This is a genomic window from Microbacterium abyssi (assembly GCF_015277895.1).
Taxonomy (GTDB): Bacteria; Actinomycetota; Actinomycetes; order Actinomycetales; family Microbacteriaceae; genus Microbacterium; species Microbacterium abyssi.
On sequence record NZ_CP063815.1, the window covers coordinates 2,779,755 to 2,803,204 of the forward strand.

Here is a 23,450-nt window from a genome sequence, read left to right on the forward strand (position 1 = left end):
CCGGGTTTGTTAACCCTGGCACAAGTCACAGACATTGCTGACGCTTGATGGGTGCCCCGAATCCCGTCCGCCGCAGCCGAGCACATCGGGGCCAAGATCGTCGCCAAGCGCAAGCACTTCGGGTTGACGCAGGACGATCTCGCCTCACTCACGCGGATCGATTCGTCGAACATCCGCAGCTACGAATCAGGGCGCGCGATGCTGAGCGTTCAGACGCTCGTGCGCATCGCCGAGGCACTGAAGACCGAGCCGGGAGAACTGCTCGACGGACTCACCTCAGAGATGTTCGGCGAGGCCGCCGCGCCGAAGCGGCGCGCGGGATAGGCGAACCTGCGATCTCGAGACGGGCGCGCGGACGTCGGTACGCTGATGCCATGACGTACGTCAACGCCGGCACCCTGGGCGCCGTCCCTGGAAAACGCGATGAGCTCGTCTCGCTGCTCACGCAGCGCAATGAACGGCTTCGCGACCTCGGCTGCACCCTCTACGAGGTGGGCATAGACGATGACGAGCCGAACGTGGTCTTCGTCGTCGAGCTCTGGGAGAGCGCCGGAGCGCACCAGGACTCCCTGAGTCAGCCCGATGTCATGGCTGCCATCGCCGAGGCCAGGCCTCTCTTGAACGGACAGTTCGGCGGGTTCCGCTTCACCGTGGCAGGGTCACCACTTCGCGACTGAGGACGCCACCCCTCGTCCGAGTCGGTCGATGACCGGGCCGGCAGCCGGCGACTAAGCCCGCGACTAAGCCGGTGGCTACGCCCGCGACTGCGGCCGCGTCGCACCCCGCGTGTCCAGCGCGAGCTCCTCCGCATCGATCGCGGTCATGAGCTCGCGCATCAGCTCCTCGTCGAGGTTGTCGGCGTCACGCTCCGCGAGCAGCACCTCGCGCCGCACGTGCAGCCAGCCCTTCGACAGCTCCACCAGGTCGTCATAGGAGGGGCGAGGCATCGAATCCTCGACCTCCTGAGCACGATCGGTGTCCGTCTCGACCCGCGTCATCCTCGTCGCGAACAGGTCGAACGCTTTCATCTCGGCCTCGCCGTACTTCGCCGCCCACGCCTCGCGCTGCTCCGCCAGGAACGTCTTCCCGGCCTCGCGACTCCGAGCTCGCACGGCGGCCATCGCCGCAGCATCCGAATCGCGATCCGAATCACCGGCGACCCCCAACCGGCGGATCAGAACGGGCAGCGTCAGCCCCTGCAGCAGCAGGGTTGCAACCGTAACGATGAACGCCACCACGACGATCGCGTGCGCGGACTTCACATCGAGCGCCGCCAGATCAGAAGCGGCGAGCGCCGTCGCCAGCGTCACCACACCGCGCATCCCCGCCCACGAGATGACAGCGTTGTCCTTCCAGTCCAGCGCCGGTTCGGTCAGACGCCTCCGCATCTGCTCTTCGGTGAGCGGACGGCGCCCCGGGCCGCGCGCAGGAGACGCGAACCTCCCCGACGCGACCATCCGCTCCCACCGCCGCAACCGGCTCCGCTCCCGCCACCGCGCCCAGGCGTGCGCGGGATAGATGTAGAGCGGCCGCACCACCAGCACCGCGAGCAGCACCGCCCCCGACAGCCCCAGGATGTGCACCACCGACTCCGACCCCAGATCGCTCAGCACCCGGGGGAACTGCAGCCCGATGTATGCGAAGACGAAGCTCTCCAGCAGCAGGTCGGCCGACAGCCACAGCGGCGCCTCCTGCTGCCTGGTCGTGTAATCCGTGCGCGGAGCGTTGAACCCGACGTACAGCCCCATCGCGACCACCGCGAGCACACCCGAACCGCCCAGGTGCTCGGCGATCGCATACGCCCCGAACGGCACGAGCAGCCCGAACGTCCCGATCACCACGGGATCGGCCACCCGCATGCGCAGCTGGTGCAGCACGATGCCGAACACCAGCCCGACCACGACCCCGACGACAACCGCGACGACGAACTGCCAGATGCCGTCCCACACTGTGAGCGTCGCCCCCGCGATCACCGCGGCGAACACCCGATACAGCGTCAGCGAGGTCGCATCGTTGATGAGGCTCTCCCCCGACAGCACCGTCATGACGCGTCTCGGCAGCCCGAGCCTCCGGCCGATCGCGGCTGCGGACACCGCATCCGGCGGCGCCACGATCGCGCCCAGCAGCAGTGCGCCAGGCAGCGTGAGCGCCGGCATGATCAGCCACGCCACGAGTCCGACCACGGCGGTCGTGATCAGCACCAGCCAGATCCCGAGTCTGCGGATCTGCGGCAGGCTGCGCTTGAACCCGACGAACGACACATCCAGCGCCGCCGAGTACAGCAGCGGCGGAAGCACCAGATTCAGCAGCAGATGCCCGTCGATCTCGATCTCGGGGACGAACGGCAGGAAGGATGCCGCGAGCGCCACGACCGTGACCAGCAAGGGTGCCGGCCACCCCCGCCATCGTGCGATGGCCGCCACGACCACAGCACCGACGAGCACATAGAAGAAGGTGGCGTCCATGCGAAAAAGACTAACGGCGCGCTGTCATGGGGAATGCCCGCAACTCGTGAGCAGTTGCACCGGACGATGACTGCTGCAGCCCCCGCCCTGTCCGTGCTCGACCTCGTTCCGGTGCGCACCGGCCAGACCAGCGCCGAGGCCATCGCCTCCTCCCTGTCGCTCGCCGAGATCGCCGATCGCCTCGGCTACCGCCGCTACTGGTTCGCCGAGCACCACAACATGCCGGCCGTGGCATCCACCACTCCCCCGGTCCTCATCGCCGCGGCCGCCTCGCGCACGGAGACGATGCGCCTGGGCTCCGGCGGCGTGATGCTCCCGAACCACGCGCCGCTCATCGTCGCCGAGCAGTTCGCCGCCCTCGAGGCGATCGCGCCGGGCCGCATCGACCTCGGCCTCGGCCGCGCGCCAGGCAGCGACCCGGTCATCACCCAGCTGCTGCGGGGCTCGGGCACGACGAGCGATGTCGAGCAGTTCCCCCGCCACGTGCAGGACATCTCGCTGCTCCTGGGCGGCGAGGGCGCCACCGTCCGCTTCACCTCCGGCGGCGAGTACAACGTCCACTCGACACCGGCAGCGGTCGGCACTCCCGAGGTGTGGCTGCTCGGCTCGAGCGACTACTCGGCGCAGCTCGCGGCATCCCAGGGCCTGCCCTACGTCTTCGCCAACCACTTCTCCGGCCAGGGACTCGAACGCGCGCTCGACCTGTACCGCACCGGCTACCAGCCGAGCGAAGCCCACCCCGAACCGCGTACGTTCCTGACCGTGAACGCCGTCGCCTCTCCCACCGCCGAGGAGGCGGAGGCCCGCGCGCTCCCACAGCTGCGCATGATGGCCCGCCTGCGCCTGAACAAGCCGCTCATCGCCCTCGAGACGGTCGAGGAGGCACTCGCCGCCGCCACGGACCCCGCGACCGAACAGGTCATCGAGGCCGCCCGTTCACGCTGGTTCGTCGGCACCGGATCGTCCGTCGCGACGGAGCTGCGCGAGTTCGCGGCGAAGTTCGGCGTCGACGAGGTCATGCTGTCCCCCGTGGCCGGCGCGTACGAGTCCGAATCGATGGATGCCGCGACCGGCCGCGCCCAGACCCTGGAGCTCGTCGCCGCCGCTCTGTGAGCGCCCCGCGTCGCCCTCGCTCGCATGCGGGATGCTTTTCGTCGGTCATGCGGCGCTCACAACCGACGAACAGCATCCAGCGTCTCCGGCCCGACGCGGCGGGGACTAGCCGGATCGCCCGCGCGCGGGTACGGTCGGCAGTGTCGGAAGGAGTTCGGTCATGAGCACCACACGGACACGCGGCCTCTGGGTCGCGCACGGCACGAACGGGGTCGTCGGCAGCATCCGGCATGAAGAGGACGATTACGTCGTCGTCATGGTCGGAGCGGATGCCGAGACCGGGCGCTACCCGAGTCTCGAAGTAGCCAAGGGCGCGCTGTACTCGCACATGCGCCCTGGCAGCTCCTGGCCCAGATATCAGGAACACTGACGGCCGCGGCTTCGACTCGCTTCGCTCGCTCAGCCCGTCTCGTCTTCGTCGCTGCGCGACTCCGCTCAACGACCGGTGACTGCGGTCATCCGCGTCGAACGTGCACCCGCGGGTCGTTGAGCGAGCGCAGCGAGACGAAAGGCGCCCCGCGAGCCGGAGGCGAGTCGAAACGTCGCCTCCGTCCGCGGCATCCGCTTCAGGCCTCCGGCTCGCCGCTGATCAGCGCGCGCAGCCAGTCGCGCGCCTCGACGAAGACATCGTCGGCGTAGCGGTCCGGGTACTGCACGATCCGGCGGTCGGCGCGCGGGTACGACCCGAGGAACACCACGCGCGGGCTGAACCGGCGGATGCCGAGCAGCGCGTCGGCCATCCGCTCGTCGTGCACGTGGCCGTCCGCGTCGATCACGAACCGGTAGCGGCCCAGCGCATCGCCGATCGGACGCGACTCGATCAGCGACAGGTTGATGCCGCGCGTCGAGAACTGCTCGAGCATGTCGAGCAGAGCACCGGGGTGGTCGTGCGGCAGCTCGACGATCAGCGACGTCTTGTCGGCGCCGGTCGGATCGGGCGGCGTGGTCGTCCCGGTGACGAGCACGAAACGCGTGACGGCGGAGGTGTTGTCGCCGATCTCGGATGCCAGCACATCGACGTCGTAGTGCTGCACAATGTTCGGCGGCGCGATGGCCGCCTGCGCGGGCGAGGAGCCGTCGAGCACGCCGATCGCGGATGCCACGTTGCTCGCGGCAGGGACATGGGAGTGGTTCGGCAGGTGCTCCCCCAGCCAGCCGTGGCACTGCGCGTACGCGACGGGATGCGCGGCGATCACCGAGACATCCTCGAGCTTCGTGCCCTGCGGTGCGACGAGCACGAAGTTCACGCGCACCAGGTACTCGCCGATGATCCGGAGACCGGGGAGGGTGGCCAGAGCATCCTGCGTCGTCGAGACGCCGCCCTCGATGGAGTTCTCGATCGCGATCATGGCAGCGTGGCTGCGCCCCTCGAGGACGTCGGCGAGCGCCTCCCCGACGTTGTGGACGGGGCGCCAGTCCTGGCCGCGGGCCTCAGCGACCTGATCCAATGCCGCTTCGGTGAAAGTGCCCGCAGGGCCCAGATAGCTGTAGGTGCGCCGTTCAGTCACGCGTTTCACCTTAGCCCCGCGCGCGGAGAGGCGCGCGTGCGTCATCCGCGTGCGCGTGCGGCGAGATCGGGGCAGACTGTTCACATGACCAGCCGTGCCGGCCTCCCCGCGGAGGAAACTGACCTCATCGACGTCGACGCCCTCATCGCCGCGTACTACGACCGGCATCCGGATCCGTCCGACCCGGCCCAGCGCGTCGTGTTCGGAACGAGCGGCCACCGCGGCTCGTCACTGACGGGCAGCTTCAACGAGAACCACATCCTCGCGACCACGCAGGCGATCGTCGACTACCGCCGTTCGCAGGGGATCACCGGTCCCCTCTTCCTCGGCCGCGACACTCACGCCCTCTCCCTGCCTGCCGAGCGCAGCGCGATCGAGGTGCTCATCGCGAACGGCGTCGACCTCCGCGTCGACTCCCGCGACTCGTACGTGCCGACACCGGCGCTCAGCCACGCCATCCTCGCCCACAATCGGAACCTCGCCCCGGATGCCGCGGGCCGCGCCGACGGCATCGTCGTGACCCCCTCGCACAACCCGCCCCGCGACGGCGGCTTCAAGTACAACCCGCCGCACGGCGGCCCGGCCGACACTGACGCCACCGGCTGGATCGCCGCCCGCGCCAACGAGCTCATCGAGGGCGGCATGGCGGGCGTGAAGGCCCAGAGCTTCGCCGACATCGACTGGGACGCGCTGCCGAGCTACGACTTCCGCGACGCGTACGTGCGCGATCTGCCGTCGATCATCGACGTGGATGCCATCAAGAGAGCCGGCGTCCGCATCGGCGCCGACCCCCTCGGAGGGGCGTCCGTCGACTACTGGGCACTCATCAAGGAGATGCACGGCCTTGAGCTCACCGTCGTGAACCCCGAGGTCGACCCGACCTGGCGCTTCATGACGCTGGACTGGGATGAGAAGATCCGGATGGATCCGTCGTCGCCGTCCGCGATGGCATCCCTCGTCGCCCGTCGCGGTGATTTCGATGTGCTCACCGGAAACGACGCCGACGCCGACCGGCACGGCATCGTGACGCCGGATGCCGGCCTCATGAACCCCAACCACTACCTGGCTGTGGCGATCGACTACCTGTTCTCGCACCGCGCGGACTGGCCGCGGGATGCCGCGATCGGCAAGACCCTCGTCTCGTCGATGATCATCGACCGGGTCGCCGAGTCGCTGGGACGGCGCCTGCTGGAAGTGCCGGTCGGGTTCAAGTGGTTCGTGCCCGGACTGCTCGACGGTTCGGTGGCGTTCGGCGGCGAGGAGTCTGCTGGCGCGTCGTTCCTGCGCCGCGACGGCAGCGCGTGGACGACCGACAAGGACGGCATCCTGCTGTGCCTGCTCGCCGCCGAGATCATCGCCGTGACGGGCAAGTCGCCTTCGGAGCGCTACGCCGAACTCGAGAACGCGTTCGGGGCCTCCGCGTACCAGCGCGTCGATGCGCCCGCGACTCCCGAGCAGAAGGCGACTCTCGGCAAGCTCACGCCGGGTGCCGTCACCGCCACGACCCTCGCCGGCGAGGAAATCACCGTCAAGCTGTCGCACGCGCCCGGCAACGGCGCCGCGATCGGCGGTCTGAAGGTGCAGACCGAGCACGCATGGTTCGCCGCGCGTCCGTCCGGCACCGAGGACGTCTACAAGCTGTACGCCGAGAGCCTGAAGGGTCCCGAGCACCTCGCCGAAGTGCAGGACGAGGCGCGCGCCGTGGTGTCGGCGGCGCTGGAGGGCTGAACGAGCGCCGGAGCGTCGTCAGTTCGACGATCCGACCGCACCCGCATACGGCAGCGGCCCCAGCGTCGTGATGTCGATCGGGCGACGTGGCTCGTCGACGCGGTACAGACCCTCATCCGCGGCGAAGAACACCGGCGCGTCGGGGAAGACCAGATCGTCGGGAAGGGGCTCCTTGTCGGTCCAGCTGAAGAACGACCGCCCGAAGGTGTCACGGTCCTTGCGCCCATAGATGCTGAGGTCGCCGGCGGTGAGCGGACTCAGGATGCACCAGTGCACGCCGTCCTCCACCCAATAGGCCCGGTCGGAGAGCAGCGCCGACTGCCGGTCGTCGTCAGCGAAGACCCGGTCCCAGAAGTCATCGCCGAGTTCGCTGCCGTGCACGAGCGCCAGCAGGTCGTGCGCGTGCCATGCGGTGCTCGGCGCGACATCGGCCTCATTGTGCCAACCGGTCGCCGAGGCGAAGTATCCGGCAGGGGTTTGATACGACGCGTACGTCTGGAGACAGCGACGGCGGAACTCCGCGAGTTCGGGGTCGTCTCCCTCGGCTAGGACCTCATCGATGCCTCTCATGGTCAGTCCCATCCCGGCGATCAGCATCGGCGTGGTGGAAAGGCGCCGCACGTCGCCGTCGACGTACCAGTAGCGGTGGTATCGGGTGAGATCGCGGTCATCCGTCCACGCGGAGCGCGCCACGTGGCGGCAGATACCGCGCGCCTCCTCGAGCAGGTCGCCTCGCTTGTAGCGCCGGGCGGCGAGCACCAGCGGGACCACCATCAACCCGTAGTACTCAGCGGGCTCGAGGATGCCGCCGCGTTCACGGTCCAACGCGACGCGGAAGGTGCCGACGCTGTCGCCATCGGGCACTCCGCGCACTGAGCACAGCCGGATGAGGTCATCGAGATCGTCCGCGATCTCGACGTCGTACCGATCATCGCCGGAGAGCTCGGTGTAGAGCAGTTTCACCCACACCCGCGCGTACTCCTGGTTGCACGTGCCCCCGGGAGTCGGGCGCCCGCCACCGTACACCTCGCACGCGCGCAGGTTCTCTCGTACGGCGTCGAAGATCTCTGCACGCTCGGCCTCGCTCAGGTATTCCCCTGCGTGCCGCATTCCCTCCAGCATCCCGATGCTGCCGACCATGTTGTGGATGAGACCGGATGTCGCCGATTCGCCGACCTGGAAGCCGATGTGCGCGTACTGCCCGTCGGCCTGGACGGTGCGCGCCTGGAACAACACCATCCTGCGCCACAGGTCCAGCCCGCGCTCGTCGAATCGACGGCCGAGCGCCTCGCCGAAGGCCGCAGTGGCCGGGGCAGAGAACGCCTGGTGACCGCTGGTGAAGTCGAGGAAGGTGGCGGGGTTCGTGCCCCACACGCTGTGGTTGTGGAATCCGCGGATCTGACCCTGTTCGCCCACCCACGTACGCATCCAGCGGGCGAGCGATGCGACATCCGGGGCTTCTCTGTTCGAACCGGTCATCGGGATGAATCCTTCTCTCGTGAACGGTCGCGGGCGGCCCAGAGCAGCCCGCGGCGGATCATGGTGGCGGTCTCGGGCACGTCGAAGTCGGCCACCCGATGGCCGAGCGTGCAGACGAACACGCGCCCGGCGCCCCAGCGCCTTGTCCAGGTCACCGGCATGCTGACGGGCTCCTGCCACTCCGAATCGGCGGTCGCGTCGAACACCGAGCGTGCAAGCACCGTGCTGTGGCTGTCGGAGAGTACCCAGTACTGCTCGGTGCAGACCTTGAAGTCGGCGAGCCCTTCGGTGATCTCGCCGTCGGTGGTCGGTGCGGGATCGATGGTGACGGTGTACTCCTGGAAGCCCTCGGGGTGATACAGGAACCGCCCGCCGACCATCCGCAGATAGGCCGGATTCGAGACGTTGGTTCCGATGATTCCGCCGTGCCAGCCGGCGAAGCCGGTGCCGCTTCGGACCGCGGCGACGATGTTCGACTCCTGGTCGGCGGTCAGGATGCCGCCCGACCAGCAGTGCATCACGAGATCGAATGATGCCACCCGCGCGGCCTCGTCGTAGACCGCGAGATCGTCGGCGATCTCGACACGGAACCCCGCATCGCGCAGTGCGGGAATGAACCGTTCGGTGGCGCCGACAGGATCGTGTCCGTCCCAGCCTCCGCGGACGACGAGCGCAGTGCGCACCAGGTTCCGTTCGTGCGTGCGAACGTGGCTCATACGATCATCTCCTGGTACCGGAACGGCGCCCCCGCCACGAAGCGGCCGATCTCCTCCACGGCGTTCTGCCCCATCCGATGCAGCTCCTCCCCGAGGGATCCGGCGATGTGCGGTGTGAGCACGACATTCGGCAGCGACCAGAGCTCGTGCCCGGGCGGCAGCGGCTCGGGATCGGTGACGTCGAGGATCGCCCTGATACGCCCGGTGCGCAGTTCGTCGACGAGGGCGTCCTGGTCTACGACGCCACCTCTGGCAGTGTTCAGTAGCGTCGTCCCGTCGCGAAGGAGCGACAGCAGGCGCCGGTCGATCTGCCGCCGCGTCGCGGGGATCAGCGGCTGGTGGAGCGAGACGATGTCGGCCGCGGCGAACACCTCGTCCAACGACGCCCTCCGGACCCCCGTCTCAGCGGCGAGCGCCGGGGTGAGCTCAGGGCTGTAGACGAGAACATCGAAGTCGAACGGACGAAGACGCTCGATGAGGATGCGCGCCGTCTGCGAGAGTCCGACGATGCCCACAGTCCTGCGGTAATTGCCTGCGGCGATTCCGCCTTCACGGTCAGGCATCGTGCGGTCTGCGCGGAAGCGGCGGGCCGCGTCGAAGGCGCTCTTTCCGTCGAGAAGGATCATCGCCAGCGCGTACTCGGCCACCGGGATCGCATTGATCGCGCGGGCATTGGCTGCGGTGAGGCCTCGCGCAGCCCACCCATCGATGTCATCCAGACAGGTTGACGCAATCCCGCCGAGGTAGACCAGTGCGCGCACGTTCGGAGCATCCGATGGCCGGATGCGAGGCGCGCCCCAACCGGCGATCACGACCTCCGCTTCCCTCAGCGCTCTGCGTGCACCGTCATCGAACGTGGTGATCACCGCCGTTGTGTCGATGGAGACGAGGGTGCGGAGCTCGTCGAGCATCTCCGGAGAGAACAACTGGTCGACGAGGGACGCGGGGCTCATCATGGCAACGGCGGATGGGCGGATGATCGGCTCCCTCTCGACGGCATGGGCACGTCTCAGAGGACGGCGTCGGTGCTCGGTCGTATCGTGGAATTCATAACATATCATACCAATTTTCGTAACCTTGTGCCTCCAGATCCTCCTACATACGATGCATGTGTACGACTCGGAATGCGCTTTCCAACGCTCGAGAAGAATACGACGGACAAGGAGATCTCAATGAGGAGACGCACGCAACTGCGCAGCAGGTTGGCGTTGGCGACGACAGTGGTCCTGGCGGTCGGTGCCCTCGGTGCCGCGACAGCCGCGGCAGCCGAACGCCCTTCGGGCTCCGAGCTCACGGTGTACGTCGCGGAGGACGGGGACGACGCCAACGACGGCAGCCTTGACGCACCGCTCGCCACGATCGCCGCGGCCCGTGATGTCCTCGCGGGCCGCACGAGCGCCGAGGCGCCGGGCACGGTCTGGGTACGCGGAGGCACGTACGTGCTCGACGACACGATCGCGCTGACCGGAGCCGACAACTCCTGGGTGACCTACTCCGCCTACCGGGGCGAGGACGTCGACATCACCGGCGCGCACGAGCTTCCCGCTGACGGCTGGCAGCGCCTCGCCGACGCCGACCTCTCGGCGCCGACGCTCTCGTCGAGCTCCCGACTTCCCGCCGACGCCCGCGAGGGCGTCTGGGTCTACGACCTCGGCGCCGCGGGAATCGACCCGGGCACGCTGTACAAGAACGGCTTCAACTGGCTCCCCCAGCCGTTCGCACCCGAGCTCGCGGTCGACGGATCGATCCAGACGCTGGCCGAGTATCCGAACGGAGACGACTGTTCCACATCCGAGACCGCCTGCCACCTCTGGGGAACGGGCAGCAAGTGGGGCGCGGACGGCCCGCATGACCTCACCCAGGTCGACCTCGACGAGCGCTTTGCACCACAGGACGACTGGCAGACCAGCGGCACGACCCCCCGTGCGCAATTCGAGGACAAGAAGCAGCAGCTTCCCGAGGGACAATCGCGCGACACGTGGAGCCAGGAGGAGATGCGCAGGATGACGCCGTCGATCTTCCAGGTCGGCGGACGAGCGCTCGAGGGTGACCGGTATCAGAGCTGGGCGCCGGAGGCAGTTCCGGTCGTGCATGATTGGGGCACACGCGGCTTCGGGGAGTACTCCGATATCCCGGTGCAGGCAGATCCGGAGTGGATCGAAGACATCGACAACACCAGGTACGAGACGGAGGGCTGGCTGTCCGGCTACATCGGCAACAACTATGCGATCGACATGATCCGGATGCTGTCGTGGAGCGAGGACACGCTCTTCACCAAGTACGCCTCGATGTACATCCCGCAAGAGGGATACACGAAGGTCAAGGCGTCGAACGTGCTCTCAGAGCTCGATGTCGCCGGCGAGTACTACGTCGACCGACACGACGGAAACGACATGCTGTACTACCTCCCAGAGGGCGGCACGGTCGAGGGCAAGAACGTCACCCTCTCCGCGTTCGACAAGAACTTCTTCCGCCTGGAGGGGACGACGAACGTCACTATCCGCGACCTCGGGATGTCGGAGTCACTCGTGAGCGGCATTCAACTCCTCGACGCCCACGACACCCTCATCGACGGCGTCGAGGTGTCGAACGTCAGCATGGACGCGATACGCATCGGCGAGACGACCGAGTCGATCACCGCGATGCCGGATTATGAGACCGTGCGCGGCGGCACCGGCAACGTCGTGCGCAACTCCTTCCTCCACGATCTGGGCGGCGGCGGTGTGCTGCTGGGCGGCGGGGAGCGCAGCACGCTCGAACGAGGGAACAACGTCGCCCATCACAACGAGATCGCGCGCTTCTCCAAGCTCGCCACCTACACGCCGGCCGGCTACCTGTACGGGGTGGGCAACTCCTTCGAGTACAACGAGGTCTACGACGCACCGCACATGGCTGTCCAGATCATGGGCAACGACATGACGGTGAACCACAACTCGTTCCACGATCTCGTCACCAACGCCGGTGATCAGGGAGTCGTCTACACGGGACGCGACTACACCTACCTCGGCAACGAGATCGCGTACAACCTCTTCGACGGCATCGGCGGCAGCAATGACGCTTTCTACATGGACGACGGCGTCTCTGGGATGCGCTTCCACCACAACGTGGTCAAGGACGCGCATTCGGGGGTGTTCTTCCAGTCCGGACACAGCAACACTGCGAACGACAACGTGTTCATCGAAGTGGGCCGCACAGGCCACGACCAGCAGTACGCGAGCAAGGGCGAGAACAGCCTGCCCGTTTCGAACGCGTGGGTCGTGCAGAGCAGGTTCAACGCATTCCTCGACGTGCGCGAGGGAGAGAAGTACAGCGCCACCCCGGAGAACGTCGCGCTGTGGAAGGAGCACTACACCAGCGGTGACCACGAGTACTCCGATGGAGCGCCGATCGTGTTCCCCGAGATCGAGGAATGGTACGTCCCTCGCGTCATCGAGACCGGCGAGGCGTGCACCTCGGACGACTACGCGACGGATGCAACCAATGGCTGCGACCGCGAGAGCGTGTGGGAGAACCCGAACTCGCTGTATGTGCCGGCGCGCATCCAGCTCGATCGCTCGGTGATCATCGGCGGCGGCGAGTACAGCGGCAGCACCGTCGGGTTCGCCGATCCGGATGCCGAGTACTCGCTGTCCACCTGGAGCGACAAGGTCAACACGAACCTGGTCAAGCCCGCATCGACGGATGCCGCTGGACTCGACCTGGAAACGCTGAAGTTCTCGACGACCGGCGAAGTCGCGAGCGCCTTCGGCGCGGAGTGGATCGAGACATGGAACGCGCACGTCGCACTCGACGGCGTCGGCCGCCCCGACCGCGGCGACTCCGCAGAGCTGTGGGCGCAGGTCGAACGGGCAGAGGATCTGCTGGCGAGTGAACCCGCTGACGACGCATCCGCACTCAAGAGCGCACTGGCCGACGCGATCGCCATCGGGGATCGCACTGATGCCGGGCAGGCGGAGATCGACGACGCGACGGGGGCGCTGGCATCCGCTGTCGAGGAACTGCTGCCGCCGGAGCCGGGCAAAGCCGTTCTCAGCGACGACAACGACAACGACGGCATCCGCGGCAGTTCGTACACGGTCACGGCGAATCTCTGGTGGGGCCAGAACGGCACATCGCTGAGGCTCTTCGAGAACGAGGCGTTGGTCGCGGAGGTGGCGCTCACCGACAGCACCCCGAAGGCGCAGAAGATAGAGGTGCCGATCACGGGCAGGGCGGACGGCGAGTACCGCTATACATGCGAACTCGTGAACGTCACCGGGGCCACCCCGTGCGAGCCGCACACGGTGACGGTGGACGCGGCTGCGCCCGCCGCGCCCGCGCTCTCGCACGACAACCACGATCGCGACGGCGCATACACGGTCACCGCAGACATGTGGTGGGGCACCAACGCGACGTCATGGGCTCTGTCCGAGGATGGCGTCCGGGTCGCGGCGGGCGAGCTCGAGGACCGCTCGCCCGCCGCCCAGAAGGTGGAGGTACCCCTGACGGAGCGAACGACCGGCGCGCACGTATACGTCATGACGTTCACGAACGCGGCCGGGTCGATCGAGAGCGCGGAGCTGTCGGTGCGCGTGCGCTGACGCCGCAGTTCGGACTGGAGAGCGGGTCGGTGCGCTGGCGCGCATCGACCCGCTCTGTCGTTTCCGAGCGAGAGAGAACGGCATGCTCAGAAAAGTTGGGAAAGCGCTATCCAAGAACAGATGTCGTATGTATGATGACTTGAGTACCCGCTGCCCGTGGGGTGTGAACACGGGGTTTGAACACAAGGAGACGAAGATGTCTGGAACTTCTGATCGACGTGGATTCTGGATCGCCGCGGCGACTGCCGCCCCCCTTCTCGCGCTGACGGCATGCGCCCCGGGCGGCTCGACCCCGCCCGCGAACGATGGCGAGGTCGGCGGCGAGATCAGAATGCTCGTCAACATCACCGACAACCTCACCCAGGAGCGCTGGGACGAGCTGGTCGCGCCCTTCGAGGACGAGACCGGGGTCGACGTCAAGATCGAGGGTCCCACCGGACAGTCGGTCGCCGAGACGTTCCCCGCACTGCTCGCCGCAGGAACCGCGCCCGATGTCATCCAATCGATCTTTCCCACCGCAGACACCGCACCCGAGGTACTCGACCTCACGGAATACGACTGGGCGGCCGAGACGCCGATGGCGGACACCTACTCCACCGACGGCAGCATCAACGTCGTCGGCGTGGGCACCCAGGCGCAGTCGGTGCTCTATTACAACAAGGACCTGTTCGCCCAGGCGGGGATCACCGAGACCCCGCAGACGTGGGACGAGTTCGACGACGCTCTCGCGGCACTCGCCGATGCCGGTGTCGAGCGCCCGATCGCCTTCGCATCCGAGTGGGCCACCGGCGTGCAGGCGCAGCAGATCTGGCATCCGCAGCAGAACGTCACCACACCCGAGTGGCAGGCGGCCGTGTCATCTGGCGACAGCACACTCGGCGAGCAGTTCGAGCCGCTGTTCGAGCACATCCAGGGCTGGGTCGATGCGGGCTACACCACCGCAGACGACGTCGCGACCGACTCCGGCACCCAGGAGGCGAACTTCATCGCCGGTACCACGGGCATCTACCCGATGGGCTCCTGGTTCACCACGACGCTGGCGGCGAACCCGCCCGCGTTCGAGGTCGGTGTCTTCTCCCCGCCGGTCGAGAATGCGGCGGACTACCCGGGGCCCATGGGAGCTACGCTCGCCTACCCGTACATGGTGTGGTCAGGCTCGTCGAACGTCGCCTCGGCGACCGCGCTGGTCGAGTACCTCGTGACCGATGAGGACGCGATCAAGCTGCAGGCCGAGATGGACGGCCTCAGCCGCCCGGGCATGGACACGTCCACAGACGAGTACTCCGCCCTCGTCCAGGGTCTCGTCGAAGAAGCGCCGTCGCTGGTCGTCCCCGGCAACCAGACCGTCGGAGATCTGGCTCTTCCGGTCTCCGGCTTCAACGCGAAGTTCACCGAGTTGGTGCAGGGTCTCTGGCAGGGTCGTGCGTCATCCGAGATCGCTGACTCCCTCACCGCCTGGTACGAGGCGGAGAAGCTGAACTGACCATGACGCAGGTCGACATCGCGAGCACGAGGGGTGAGGTGCAGCCGTCCCCGCGTATGGCCGCTCCCCGCCCTTCTGCTCGCGTATCCCGTCGGCGTTCCGGGAGGGCGAGGCTCCTCGACCTCGCGCTCACCGCTCCCGCACTCATCGTGTACGTCACGCTCATGGTGGTGCCGGTCGGATTCGCCGTCTACTACTCCTTCACCCGATACAACGGCATCCCGACGCAGTCGCCGCAGTGGGTGGGGCTGGACAACTACAGCCGGATCTTCCAGGACCCCGCCAACGAGATGCACTCGTCGATCGCCGTCACCGCGATCATCGCGATCGTCGGGTCGTTCCTGGTGAACTTCGCGGCCCTCGGGCTCGCACTTCTGCTGCAGAAGCGGTCGCGATTCAACACCTTCGGCCGCGCCGTGATGTTCTACCCGCACGTGCTCTCCGCTCTGATCGTCGGCTTCCTCTGGCAGGCGATCCTCGGCCCGCAGGGCGCGATCAATGCGCTCATGGATCAGTGGACGGGATCGTCGCTGCCGTTCCTGTCGGACCCGACATGGGCGCTGTGGACGCTCGTCGGCGTCATCGTCTGGGCCCAGTTCGGCGTACAGCTCATCCTCTACATCTCGGGACTGCAGGCGGTCTCGACCGAGCTGCAGGAGGCGGCGCGCATCGACGGTGCGACCCGGAGGCAGGTCTTCCGTCATGTGACGTGGCCCGCACTCGCCCCGACGGTCACCGTCACCATCATCACCTCGATCCTGTCGCTGCTGAAGGTGTACGACGTCGTGCTCGGCCTCACCAACGGAGGGCCGGGCGACGCCACGCAGACGTGGGCCTACGAGATCCTGGCGGTTTCGTTCGCCAACAACCGCGTCGGGCTCGCCTGCGCCCAGGCAGTGCTGCTGATCATCGCCGCCGGCATCCTGTCGTTCTCGATCATCGTGATGCGCCGCAAGGCGGAAGAAGGGGCGGAGGCCGTCGGATGAACCGCAGCGCCCGAATCTCCAACACCATCAGGATCGTGTTCCTGTCGATCCTGTCGCTGGCCATGCTCGTGCCGATGTACATCATGGTCGTCAACGCGTTCAAACCGCAGCAGGAGATCCTGCTCGATCCCCTCGGACTCGATCCGGCGACCGCGACGACGGAGTTCCTCGCCGCGGCATGGAACTCCACGCAGTTCCCGGTGATCGAAGGGTATGCGTTCACGATCCTGCTGGTGGTGGCGTGCAACCTCGTCGCGATCGGGTTCTCGATTCCCGCCGCCTACGTGATCGCCCGCACGCCCGGCATCCTGTTCGGATTCCTGCTGATGTTCTTCGTCGCCGGGATGTTCATCCCGTCCCAGATCATCCTCGTGCCCGCGATCTTCGTGCTCAAAGCACTGGGGCTGATGGGCACCATCCCCGGGCTCGTGCTGTTCATGTCGGCATCGATGATCCCGTTCACGCTGTTCATCTTCAGCGGATACATCCGGATGCTGCCGCGCACGCTCGACGAGGCCGCGGCGATCGACGGCGCCGGCCGGCTGCGTGTGATCTGGACGATCATCGCGCCGCTGATGAAGCCGATCGTCGCCACCGCGTTCATCCTCAACTCGCTCAGCGCGTGGAACGACTTCGTGAGCCCGCAGCTCATCCTGGGCCCGGGGTCACAGGCCAAGACGATCACAACGGGCGTGTACGCGGCAGTCTCGTCGTACGCCACGAACTACGAGATCGTCTTCCCGACGCTGCTGCTGGCGGTTGCGCCGATCCTCGTGATCTTCGTCGTGATGCAGCGGTTCATTCTCGGCGGTCTCGCCGCCGGCGCCATCAAGGGCTGAAGAGGGCGCTCAGCGAGTCTGCTCGCGCGCCAGCGACACTCCGGCGGCGCGCAAGTGGCGGGCAGGCTCGGCGAGCGCTGCGGCGGACGACCCGGCGATGTCGGTGAGCGAGACGGATGCCGCAAACGCGGAGGCGTCGGCATCCTCGGTGATCCTGCCGGCGACGAGCATGGCCCCGGTTCCCGCGGCAGCAGCGAGGCCGGCGACGTGGGATGGCACCTTGCCTTCGCTGGATTGGCCGTCGTACGAGCCCTCGCCCGTCACGACGATGTCGGATGTCGCGATTGCGTCGGCGAGACCGATCAACTGCGCGACCTCTCCCGCGCCCGGTGCGAGCACGCCTCCCCACGCGATCAGAGCCCCGCCGACGCCGCCTGCCGCACCCGAACCCGGATGCGTCGGGTCCAGGCCGAGAAGCCGGCCCCATCTAGCGAGAGCGCCGTCGACCGCCAGGATGTCCTGGGGCTCGGTCAGGCCTTTCTGGGGACCGAAGACGGCGGCCGCCCCCCGCGGTCCGACGAGCGGATTCGTGACGTCGGTCAACACGAGAGTCTCCGGCGCCGGGCGCAGCGCGGACAGGTCGACCTCGGCGACTTCGGTCAGGCCGCGCGCTCCCCGCACCACGGGCTTGCCCGCCGCATCGAAGAACCGCGCTCCGAGGACCGTGAGCATCCCGAGCCCTCCGTCGGTGGAGGCGCTCGATCCGATTCCGAGCACGAGCCGCGACGCCCCCTGATCGAGGGCCGCCGCGATCGCCTGACCGAATCCTGTCGAATCGGCATCCCAGGGGCGGAGTTCGTCCATCAACTCGATGCCGGAGGTGGAGGCCAGGTCGATCACCGCGGTTCCGCCGGCGTCTGTGTCGGAGGGCGGCAGCAGCAGCCACTGCGCCGCCACCGGCCGGCCGGCCGGGCCGTCGACGGTCACCGGGATGAGCTCGGCGCCGGGGACGGCCGCCGCGAATGCCGCCACCGTCCCCTCGCCGCCGTCTGCCATCGGGCGCAGCACGATCTCGGCGAACGGATCGACCGAGGCCCATCCCTTCGCGAGCGCCGTCGCCGCGTCAGCTGCGGTGATCGACCCCTTGAAGCTGTCCGGTGCGATGACGACCTTCATGCCACGCGTCCAGGCGTCGACTCCCGGACGATGACCTGCAGCAACAGCGGTTCGGCGGACCAGTCATCGTCGACCGTCGCCCGGAACGCCTGATAGCCGACGTCGCTCAGCGGCACCCGGACGGTCGTGAGCCGGGGCGTGACGTCTACGCTCGATGGCACATCGTCGAAGCCGCAGACCGCGATGTCCTCGCCGATCTCACGCCCCGCATCCCTGACCGCGGACATCGCGCCGATCGCGATGACATCGCTGATGCCGAAGATGAGCGTGCCAGGGGCCACACCAGCGCGCAGCGCACGTGCCATGGACTCGTAGCCCGACTCACGCTGGAAGTCTCCCCGTTCGATGCGCTCGACGACTCCGCCCGTGGCTGTGAACCCGGCTGTGAATCCGGCGACGCGATCGTCCGAGGTGAGGACGCCCTCGGCTGCGGCGAGGGCGATCGCCGAGCGATAGCCGAGAGCAGCCATCCGCTCTCCGAGCATCCGCGCGCCGTGCGCGTTGTCGATGCGGACGGTGCGTTCGCCTGCGATGTTGCTTCCGAAGGTGACCACGCGTCCGCCGAGTGCCTCGAACGCGCGCAGGTCTTCCGCCGTGGCGCCCTCCTCACCGCCGCGCGACGCGGCGAGGATCAGCCCACGCGGGCGCTGACCGCGCAGCGTCCGCACGATCTCGCGCTCCCGCGACGGGTCACGCTCGGTGACCGCGATCGTGACGATCAAGCCGCGCTCATCGGCCCCGCGGGCGACGCCTGAGGCGATCAGCCCGAAGTAGGGGTCGGCGATGTCGGCGACGAGCAGGGCGATCACGGCCGAAGTTCCACGGGCGGTGGCCTGGGCCGAGGCATTCGCGGTGTACCCGAGCTTCTCCGCCGCTCCCTCGACCCGCTCCCGGAAGGACCCGGCGACCTTGCGGGTGGAGCCGTTCAGCACACGTGATGCGGTCGCGAGGGACACCCCGGCTTCGCGTGCGACGTCCTGAAGAGTCGGCGCCGACCCCAGACCCGCTCTGGTCGGCTGAGATGTCATGGATCAGAGCCTACTGTTCACGTTCCTGAACGCGCGCAGGCGAGCCGCCGTCACAGGTGCGGCACGACCGCATCGCGGAACCCGGCGGCGGTACGGCGCACGACCTCGCGATGCTCCGCAGCCCAGATGTCCTCGTTGAAGATCTCCACCTCGATGTCGCCGGTGTATCCGGCATCCACGACGGCGCGGGTGAGCGAGCCGAAGTCGATCACGCCATCGCCGGGATAGTGGCGGCTCAGCAGCACGTCCGCGGGCAGTGGCGTCTTCCAGTCGCATACCTGGTAGGTCGCCAGTCGCCCTTCCCGACCGGCACGCGCGATCTGGATCAGGACATCGGGGTCCCAGAAGACATGGAATGTGTCGACGGTCACGCCGACCGCCCTGGCGTCGAAATCCGCGGCGATGTCCAGCGCCTGCCCGAGCGTGGAGACCACGCAGCGGTCTGAGATGTACATCGGATGCAGTGGTTCGATCGCCAACGTGACGCCGGCGGCGAGGGCGTCGGGAACCAGCTCTCCGATCGCATCCTGAACGCGATGGCGAGTGCCCGCGAGATCACGCGCACCCTCCGGCAGCCCTCCGGCCACCAGCACCAGAACGGCGGTGGATCCAGCCGCGCCGGCGGCGGCGAGCGCTGCCGTCTCTTCGATCGCGCGACGATTGTCATCCAGCGCCGCGATGCGCGCGGGCCCGTCAGGCAGGGTGAAGAAGCCGCCTCGGCAATGCGTGGTGAAGCGCAGCCCCGAATCGGTCAGCATCCGCGTGGCGACGTCGAGGCCGACGTCGTTCACGGGCTCGCGCCAGAGACCGATCGCCTGCACTCCAGCGTCCACGGTGACCTCGAGAGCGGTCTCGAGGTTCGCGTACTTGATGGTCGCCTGGTTCATCGACAGGCGTGGGTCGACGGCGTTCATGCATTCAGTCCGTTCAGGCGAAGCATCCCGTGCCAGCGCTCGAGCGCCAGCTCCGGCTGTTCCAGTGCCATCGATTCATTGGCGAGTTCGACGATCCTGCTCAGATGCGGCAGGCTGCGCGCCGAATGCAGTCCACCCACCATCTGGAACGCGGGCTGGTGGCCGTTGAGCCAGGAGAGGAACGCGACCCCGGTCTTGTAGTAGAAGGTAGGAGTCTCGAAGACGTGGCGACTGAGCTCTTCGGTCGGAGCGAGGATCGCGAGGTAGCGCGCGGGGTCACCGGCGTCCAGCGCCTGGATAGCGGCCGACGCGACCGGGGTGATCGCGGCGAAGGCTCCGAGAAGAGCATCTGAGTGACTGTCGCCCCGCCCGACGGTGTCGCCGCCGATCAGGCCGACATAGTTGAAGTCGTCGCCGGTGAACATGCGCACCCCCTTCGGAAGCCGCTCACGCACGGAGATCTCGCTCTCCGCGTTCAGCAGACTCATCTTCACGCCGGCGACCTTGTCCGCGTTCTCGGCGATGATGTCGAGAAGGACGCCCGATGCCGTCTGCCAGTCAGCTGCTCCGAAGTAGCCTTCCAGCTCTGGGTCGAAGGCCGTGCCGAGCCAGTGCAGCACGACCGGGACGGTCGCGCTGCTGAGGACTGCGCGATAGACCCGGCGGTAGTCGTCTGCGCCGATCGCGACGCGGGCGAGATGTCGGGATGCCATCAGCACAGGACCGGCGCCCTGCTCCTCGGCGAAGTGCAGCTGCTCCTTGTAGGCGCCGATGACCTCGTCGAGGGTGATGCGCTGATCGGCGACGTGATCGGTGTTGACGCCCACGACGACCGATCCGCCCTGCTCCCGCGCGACCTCCGCGCTGCGCGTGATCAGTTCACGGGTCGCAGCGGCATCCAGTCCCATGTTGCGCTGCGCTGTGTCCATGGCATCGGCGACTCCCAGGCCCCAGGAGTACACGTTGCGCCGGAAAGCGAGCGTGGAGTCCCAGTCGATGTCCGCAGGCCGGCCCGGCGTGTTGTCGGCATGGACCCTGGGCACGACGTGCGCTGCCGCGTACGCGACCCGACTGCGAAGCGGACGTGCCGGGCGCACGTGGGTGCCGGTGTCGTTCAGCAGCACGGACGACAGCGCGCCCTCGGCGGAGATGAGGCGAAGCGTGCTCATCTGTCAGTCCAGACTCAGCGCGTCGATCGCAACCTTGCGCCCCTCGGCGCTCGAGGTCAGGCCGGCCTCGGCGAACTGCACGCCCTTGGCACCGGCGAGCAGGTCGAAGGGGTAATCGGTGCCTTCGACGAACGAGGTCAGATACTCTTCCCATTGCTGCCGGAAGCCGTTGAGGAAGACCTCATTGGTCGGCACGTTCTGCCAGTCGCCGTCGTAATCGTGTGTGTCTTCGAGGTCGGGATTCCACACCGGCTTGGGTGTGGCGTTCCGCGGCTGGATCTTCGCGCCGAACAGGCCGACTACCGCCGAGCCGTGGGTGCCGTCGACCTGGAACTCGACGAGCTCATCCCGGTTCACGCGGACGGTCCAGCTGGAGTTGATCTCGGCGACGATGCCGCCCTCGAGTTCGAAGATGCCGTACGCGGCGTCCTCAGCCGTTGCGGTGTATTTCTCGCCCTTCTCATCCCAGCGCTCCGGGATGTGCGTGGCGGCCTGCGCGTAGACGCTCCTGACTTCGCCGAACAGATTCTCGAGCACGTAGTTCCAGTGCGGGAACATGTCGCTGATGATGCCGCCGCCGTCTTCGGTGCGGTAGTTCCAGCTCGGGCGCTGCGCGGGCTGCCAATCTCCCTCGAACACCCAGTAGCCGAACTCGCCGCGAACCGAGAGGATACGACCGAAGAAGCCCGAGTCGATGAGGCGCTTCAGTTTCTGCAGACCCGGCAGGTACAGCTTGTCGTGCACGACGCCGGTCTTGACGCCTGCCTCCTTCGCGAGTCGGGCGAGCTCGAGCGCCTCGCCCAGCGACTCGGCGGTCGGCTTCTCGGTGTAGATCGCCTTGCCAGCGGCGATCGCCTTGCGGATCGCGGCTGCTCGCGCCTTGGTGACCAGGAAATCGGCGTAGATCTCCCACCGCGGGTCGGCGAGTGCCGCGTCGAGGTCGGTGGTGTAATCGGCGATGTCGTGCCGGGCGGCGAGCTCGGCGAGCTTCTGCTCGTTCCGACCGACGAGAATCGGCTTCACGGTCACCCTCGTGCCGTCGCGGAGTTCGATGCCGCCCTGGTCGCGGATGGCGAGGATCGAGCGGACCAGATGCTGCCGGTAGCCCATCCGTCCGGAGACGCCGTTCATGATGATGCCGATCTCGCGGCTCGTCGCCTGTGACATGTGTGATCCGTTCTGTCCTTCTACCATCGATCTGGTAAGCGCTTTCCCGAATCATCGCACGACATCGAGACGATGGCAACCGCGGGGTGCGCCTCGGAGGCGAATCGAGAGCGGCAAGGCGTTCAGACATCGCGCGGCCACGGGAGCGTGCGCCGGCGCTCGTCAGCGCGTGCTGGAGCGCTCGATCAGATCGGTCGGCACGACGCGCGAGACCGCGTCGACACCCGCGCCCGCGTCGGCGCCCTCGATGTCGGCGACGAGCGAGGACACGATCACCTCGGCGAGAGCGGCGAAGTCCTGCCGGATCGTCGTGAGCGGAGGGCGGAAGTTGGCGGCATCCGGCACGTCGTCGAAGCCGATCACGCTCACGTCGTCGGGCACGCGGCGGCCGCGATCGGCGAGCCCGCGGATGAGGCCGAGAGCCATCTGATCGTTGGCGCTGAACACGGCGGAGGCCTGCTCGAGGGCGGCGGCAGCGGCATGGCCGGACTCTGCCGACCAGTCTCCGCGGACGATCGGCGGCGCCTCGACCCTCGCAGCCTGCAGGCTCTCGCGCCATCCGCGCTCACGCTCGGCCGCGGCGAACGATCCCGCGGGGCCGGCGACGTGGTGCACGGTCTCGTGGCCGAGCTGCAGCAGGTGATGCGTCGCGGCCGCCGCGCCGCCGGCATGATCGCTGCTCACCGTCCGGAATCCGCTGTCCGCCGCGGCGTCGACGACCACGAGCCGCAACCCTTCCGGCTGATCGGATGCATGGGTGAGCGCGGACGCCTCGTTCAGCACGATCGCCCCGTCGACGCCCTGGTCCTGAAGGCGCTCGAACGCCGCGGCGACGTCATCGACCGCGGTCACCACCATCAGCGCATAGCCACGGCGTTCCGCGGCCGCGGCTGTGGCCTGCAGCATCCGCGAGTTGCCGACCGTCGCCAGCGTCGTCGCGACGATCCCGAGCGTCTGCGACCTGCCGGTGCGCAAAGCCCGCGCGGCGCGGTGCGGGCGGTACCCGAGCTCGGCCATGGCCTGCTCGACCCGCGCGCGCGTGGCCGGATCGACCCGCGGACTGTCGTTCACGACGCGCGATACGGTCTGGCCCGACACACCGGCACGACTGGCGACCATGGCCATCGACACGCGTCCGGACGGGGCGCTGCGGAGTCGG

The 23,450-nt window shown here is 67.8% G+C and carries 20 protein-coding genes; 9 read left to right on the forward strand and 11 right to left on the reverse strand.

Going from position 1 to position 23,450, the window contains the following annotated elements:
• The first annotated feature begins 51 nt into the window (after window positions 1-51).
• Window positions 52-324 carry a helix-turn-helix domain-containing protein gene (locus IM776_RS13405; RefSeq protein ID WP_194420577.1) on the forward strand — a complete coding sequence of 91 codons (273 nt, stop codon included), beginning with the start codon at window positions 52-54 and terminating at the stop codon, window positions 322-324.
• A gap of 50 nt (window positions 325-374) precedes the next feature.
• Entirely contained in the window at window positions 375-677 is a 303-nt protein-coding gene (locus IM776_RS13410) for a putative quinol monooxygenase (protein ID WP_194420578.1), read from the forward strand.
• A gap of 75 nt (window positions 678-752) precedes the next feature.
• Here the strand turns inward: IM776_RS13410 and IM776_RS13415 are convergent, their stop codons facing one another.
• On the reverse strand, window positions 753-2,465 hold the full coding sequence (locus IM776_RS13415) for a cation:proton antiporter (RefSeq protein WP_194420579.1): 1,713 nt from the start codon (window positions 2,463-2,465) through the stop codon (window positions 753-755).
• Window positions 2,466-2,531: 66 nt separating this feature from the next.
• Between IM776_RS13415 and IM776_RS13420 the strand changes: the two genes are divergently transcribed.
• Both IM776_RS13420 and IM776_RS13425 read left to right on the forward strand, forming a co-directional pair.
• Complete coding sequence (locus tag IM776_RS13420) at window positions 2,532-3,578, forward strand: LLM class flavin-dependent oxidoreductase (RefSeq protein WP_194420580.1); 1,047 nt, start codon at window positions 2,532-2,534, stop codon at window positions 3,576-3,578.
• Between the two features lie 160 nt (window positions 3,579-3,738).
• Window positions 3,739-3,948: a methyltransferase gene (locus IM776_RS13425; protein ID WP_194420581.1), complete on the forward strand. Its 210-nt coding sequence runs from the start codon at window positions 3,739-3,741 to the stop codon at window positions 3,946-3,948.
• Between the two features lie 196 nt (window positions 3,949-4,144).
• Here IM776_RS13425 and pheA read toward each other — a convergent pair whose 3' ends face one another.
• Window positions 4,145-5,131 (reverse strand): prephenate dehydratase, encoded by a 987-nt coding sequence (pheA, locus tag IM776_RS13430; RefSeq protein ID WP_194420582.1) that lies wholly within the window; start codon window positions 5,129-5,131, stop codon window positions 4,145-4,147.
• A gap of 39 nt (window positions 5,132-5,170) precedes the next feature.
• On the opposite strand from pheA, the gene pgm reads away from it, so the two are divergent.
• The gene (pgm, locus tag IM776_RS13435; protein ID WP_194420583.1) at window positions 5,171-6,814 is read left to right on the forward strand and encodes a phosphoglucomutase (alpha-D-glucose-1,6-bisphosphate-dependent); all 1,644 of its coding nucleotides are present in this window, start codon (window positions 5,171-5,173) and stop codon (window positions 6,812-6,814) included.
• Between the two features lie 18 nt (window positions 6,815-6,832).
• Here pgm and IM776_RS13440 read toward each other — a convergent pair whose 3' ends face one another.
• The 3 genes from IM776_RS13440 to IM776_RS13450 are packed head-to-tail and all read right to left on the reverse strand — an operon-like array spanning window position 6,833 to window position 9,962.
• Window positions 6,833-8,293 carry a hypothetical protein gene (locus tag IM776_RS13440; RefSeq protein WP_194420584.1) on the reverse strand — a complete coding sequence of 487 codons (1,461 nt, stop codon included), beginning with the start codon at window positions 8,291-8,293 and terminating at the stop codon, window positions 6,833-6,835.
• Window positions 8,290-9,009, reverse strand: a complete 720-nt coding sequence (locus IM776_RS13445) for a ThuA domain-containing protein (RefSeq protein WP_194420585.1) — start codon at window positions 9,007-9,009, stop codon at window positions 8,290-8,292. Before IM776_RS13445 ends, IM776_RS13440 begins: the two co-directional genes overlap by 4 nt.
• Complete coding sequence (locus tag IM776_RS13450; protein ID WP_228479767.1) at window positions 9,006-9,962, reverse strand: hydroxyacid dehydrogenase; 957 nt, start codon at window positions 9,960-9,962, stop codon at window positions 9,006-9,008. Before IM776_RS13450 ends, IM776_RS13445 begins: the two co-directional genes overlap by 4 nt.
• A 219-nt stretch (window positions 9,963-10,181) precedes the next feature.
• Here IM776_RS13450 and IM776_RS13455 point away from each other — a divergent pair, with 219 nt between their 5' ends.
• The 4 genes from IM776_RS13455 (at window position 10,182) to IM776_RS13470 (ending at window position 16,897) form a co-directional block, all read left to right on the forward strand.
• On the forward strand, window positions 10,182-13,589 hold the full coding sequence (locus IM776_RS13455) for a right-handed parallel beta-helix repeat-containing protein (protein ID WP_194420586.1): 3,408 nt from the start codon (window positions 10,182-10,184) through the stop codon (window positions 13,587-13,589).
• Window positions 13,590-13,785: 196 nt separating this feature from the next.
• Window positions 13,786-15,072, forward strand: coding sequence for an ABC transporter substrate-binding protein (locus tag IM776_RS13460; protein ID WP_194420587.1), 1,287 nt, complete (start codon window positions 13,786-13,788; stop codon window positions 15,070-15,072).
• A gap of 2 nt (window positions 15,073-15,074) precedes the next feature.
• Window positions 15,075-16,058 (forward strand): carbohydrate ABC transporter permease, encoded by a 984-nt coding sequence (locus IM776_RS13465; protein ID WP_228479768.1) that lies wholly within the window; start codon window positions 15,075-15,077, stop codon window positions 16,056-16,058.
• Entirely contained in the window at window positions 16,055-16,897 is an 843-nt protein-coding gene (locus tag IM776_RS13470; RefSeq protein ID WP_194420588.1) for a carbohydrate ABC transporter permease, read from the forward strand. The genes IM776_RS13465 and IM776_RS13470 overlap by 4 nt, the downstream gene beginning before the upstream one ends.
• Before the next feature lie 9 nt (window positions 16,898-16,906).
• Here the strand turns inward: IM776_RS13470 and IM776_RS13475 are convergent, their stop codons facing one another.
• From IM776_RS13475 to IM776_RS13500, 6 genes are all read right to left on the reverse strand, one after another.
• Entirely contained in the window at window positions 16,907-18,013 is a 1,107-nt protein-coding gene (locus tag IM776_RS13475; protein WP_194420589.1) for a glycerate kinase, read from the reverse strand.
• Window positions 18,010-19,041 carry a LacI family DNA-binding transcriptional regulator gene (locus tag IM776_RS13480; RefSeq protein WP_194420590.1) on the reverse strand — a complete coding sequence of 344 codons (1,032 nt, stop codon included), beginning with the start codon at window positions 19,039-19,041 and terminating at the stop codon, window positions 18,010-18,012. Before IM776_RS13480 ends, IM776_RS13475 begins: the two co-directional genes overlap by 4 nt.
• A gap of 50 nt (window positions 19,042-19,091) precedes the next feature.
• A complete protein-coding gene (locus tag IM776_RS13485; protein WP_194420591.1) occupies window positions 19,092-19,955 on the reverse strand; it encodes a sugar phosphate isomerase/epimerase family protein in 864 nt (287 codons plus the stop codon).
• Entirely contained in the window at window positions 19,952-21,124 is a 1,173-nt protein-coding gene (locus tag IM776_RS13490; protein WP_194420592.1) for a dihydrodipicolinate synthase family protein, read from the reverse strand. The genes IM776_RS13485 and IM776_RS13490 overlap by 4 nt, the downstream gene beginning before the upstream one ends.
• Before the next feature lie 3 nt (window positions 21,125-21,127).
• Window positions 21,128-22,291 carry a Gfo/Idh/MocA family protein gene (locus IM776_RS13495; protein ID WP_194420593.1) on the reverse strand — a complete coding sequence of 388 codons (1,164 nt, stop codon included), beginning with the start codon at window positions 22,289-22,291 and terminating at the stop codon, window positions 21,128-21,130.
• Window positions 22,292-22,453: 162 nt separating this feature from the next.
• Entirely contained in the window at window positions 22,454-23,416 is a 963-nt protein-coding gene (locus tag IM776_RS13500) for a LacI family DNA-binding transcriptional regulator (RefSeq protein ID WP_194422658.1), read from the reverse strand.
• Window positions 23,417-23,450: the final 34 nt, after the last annotated feature.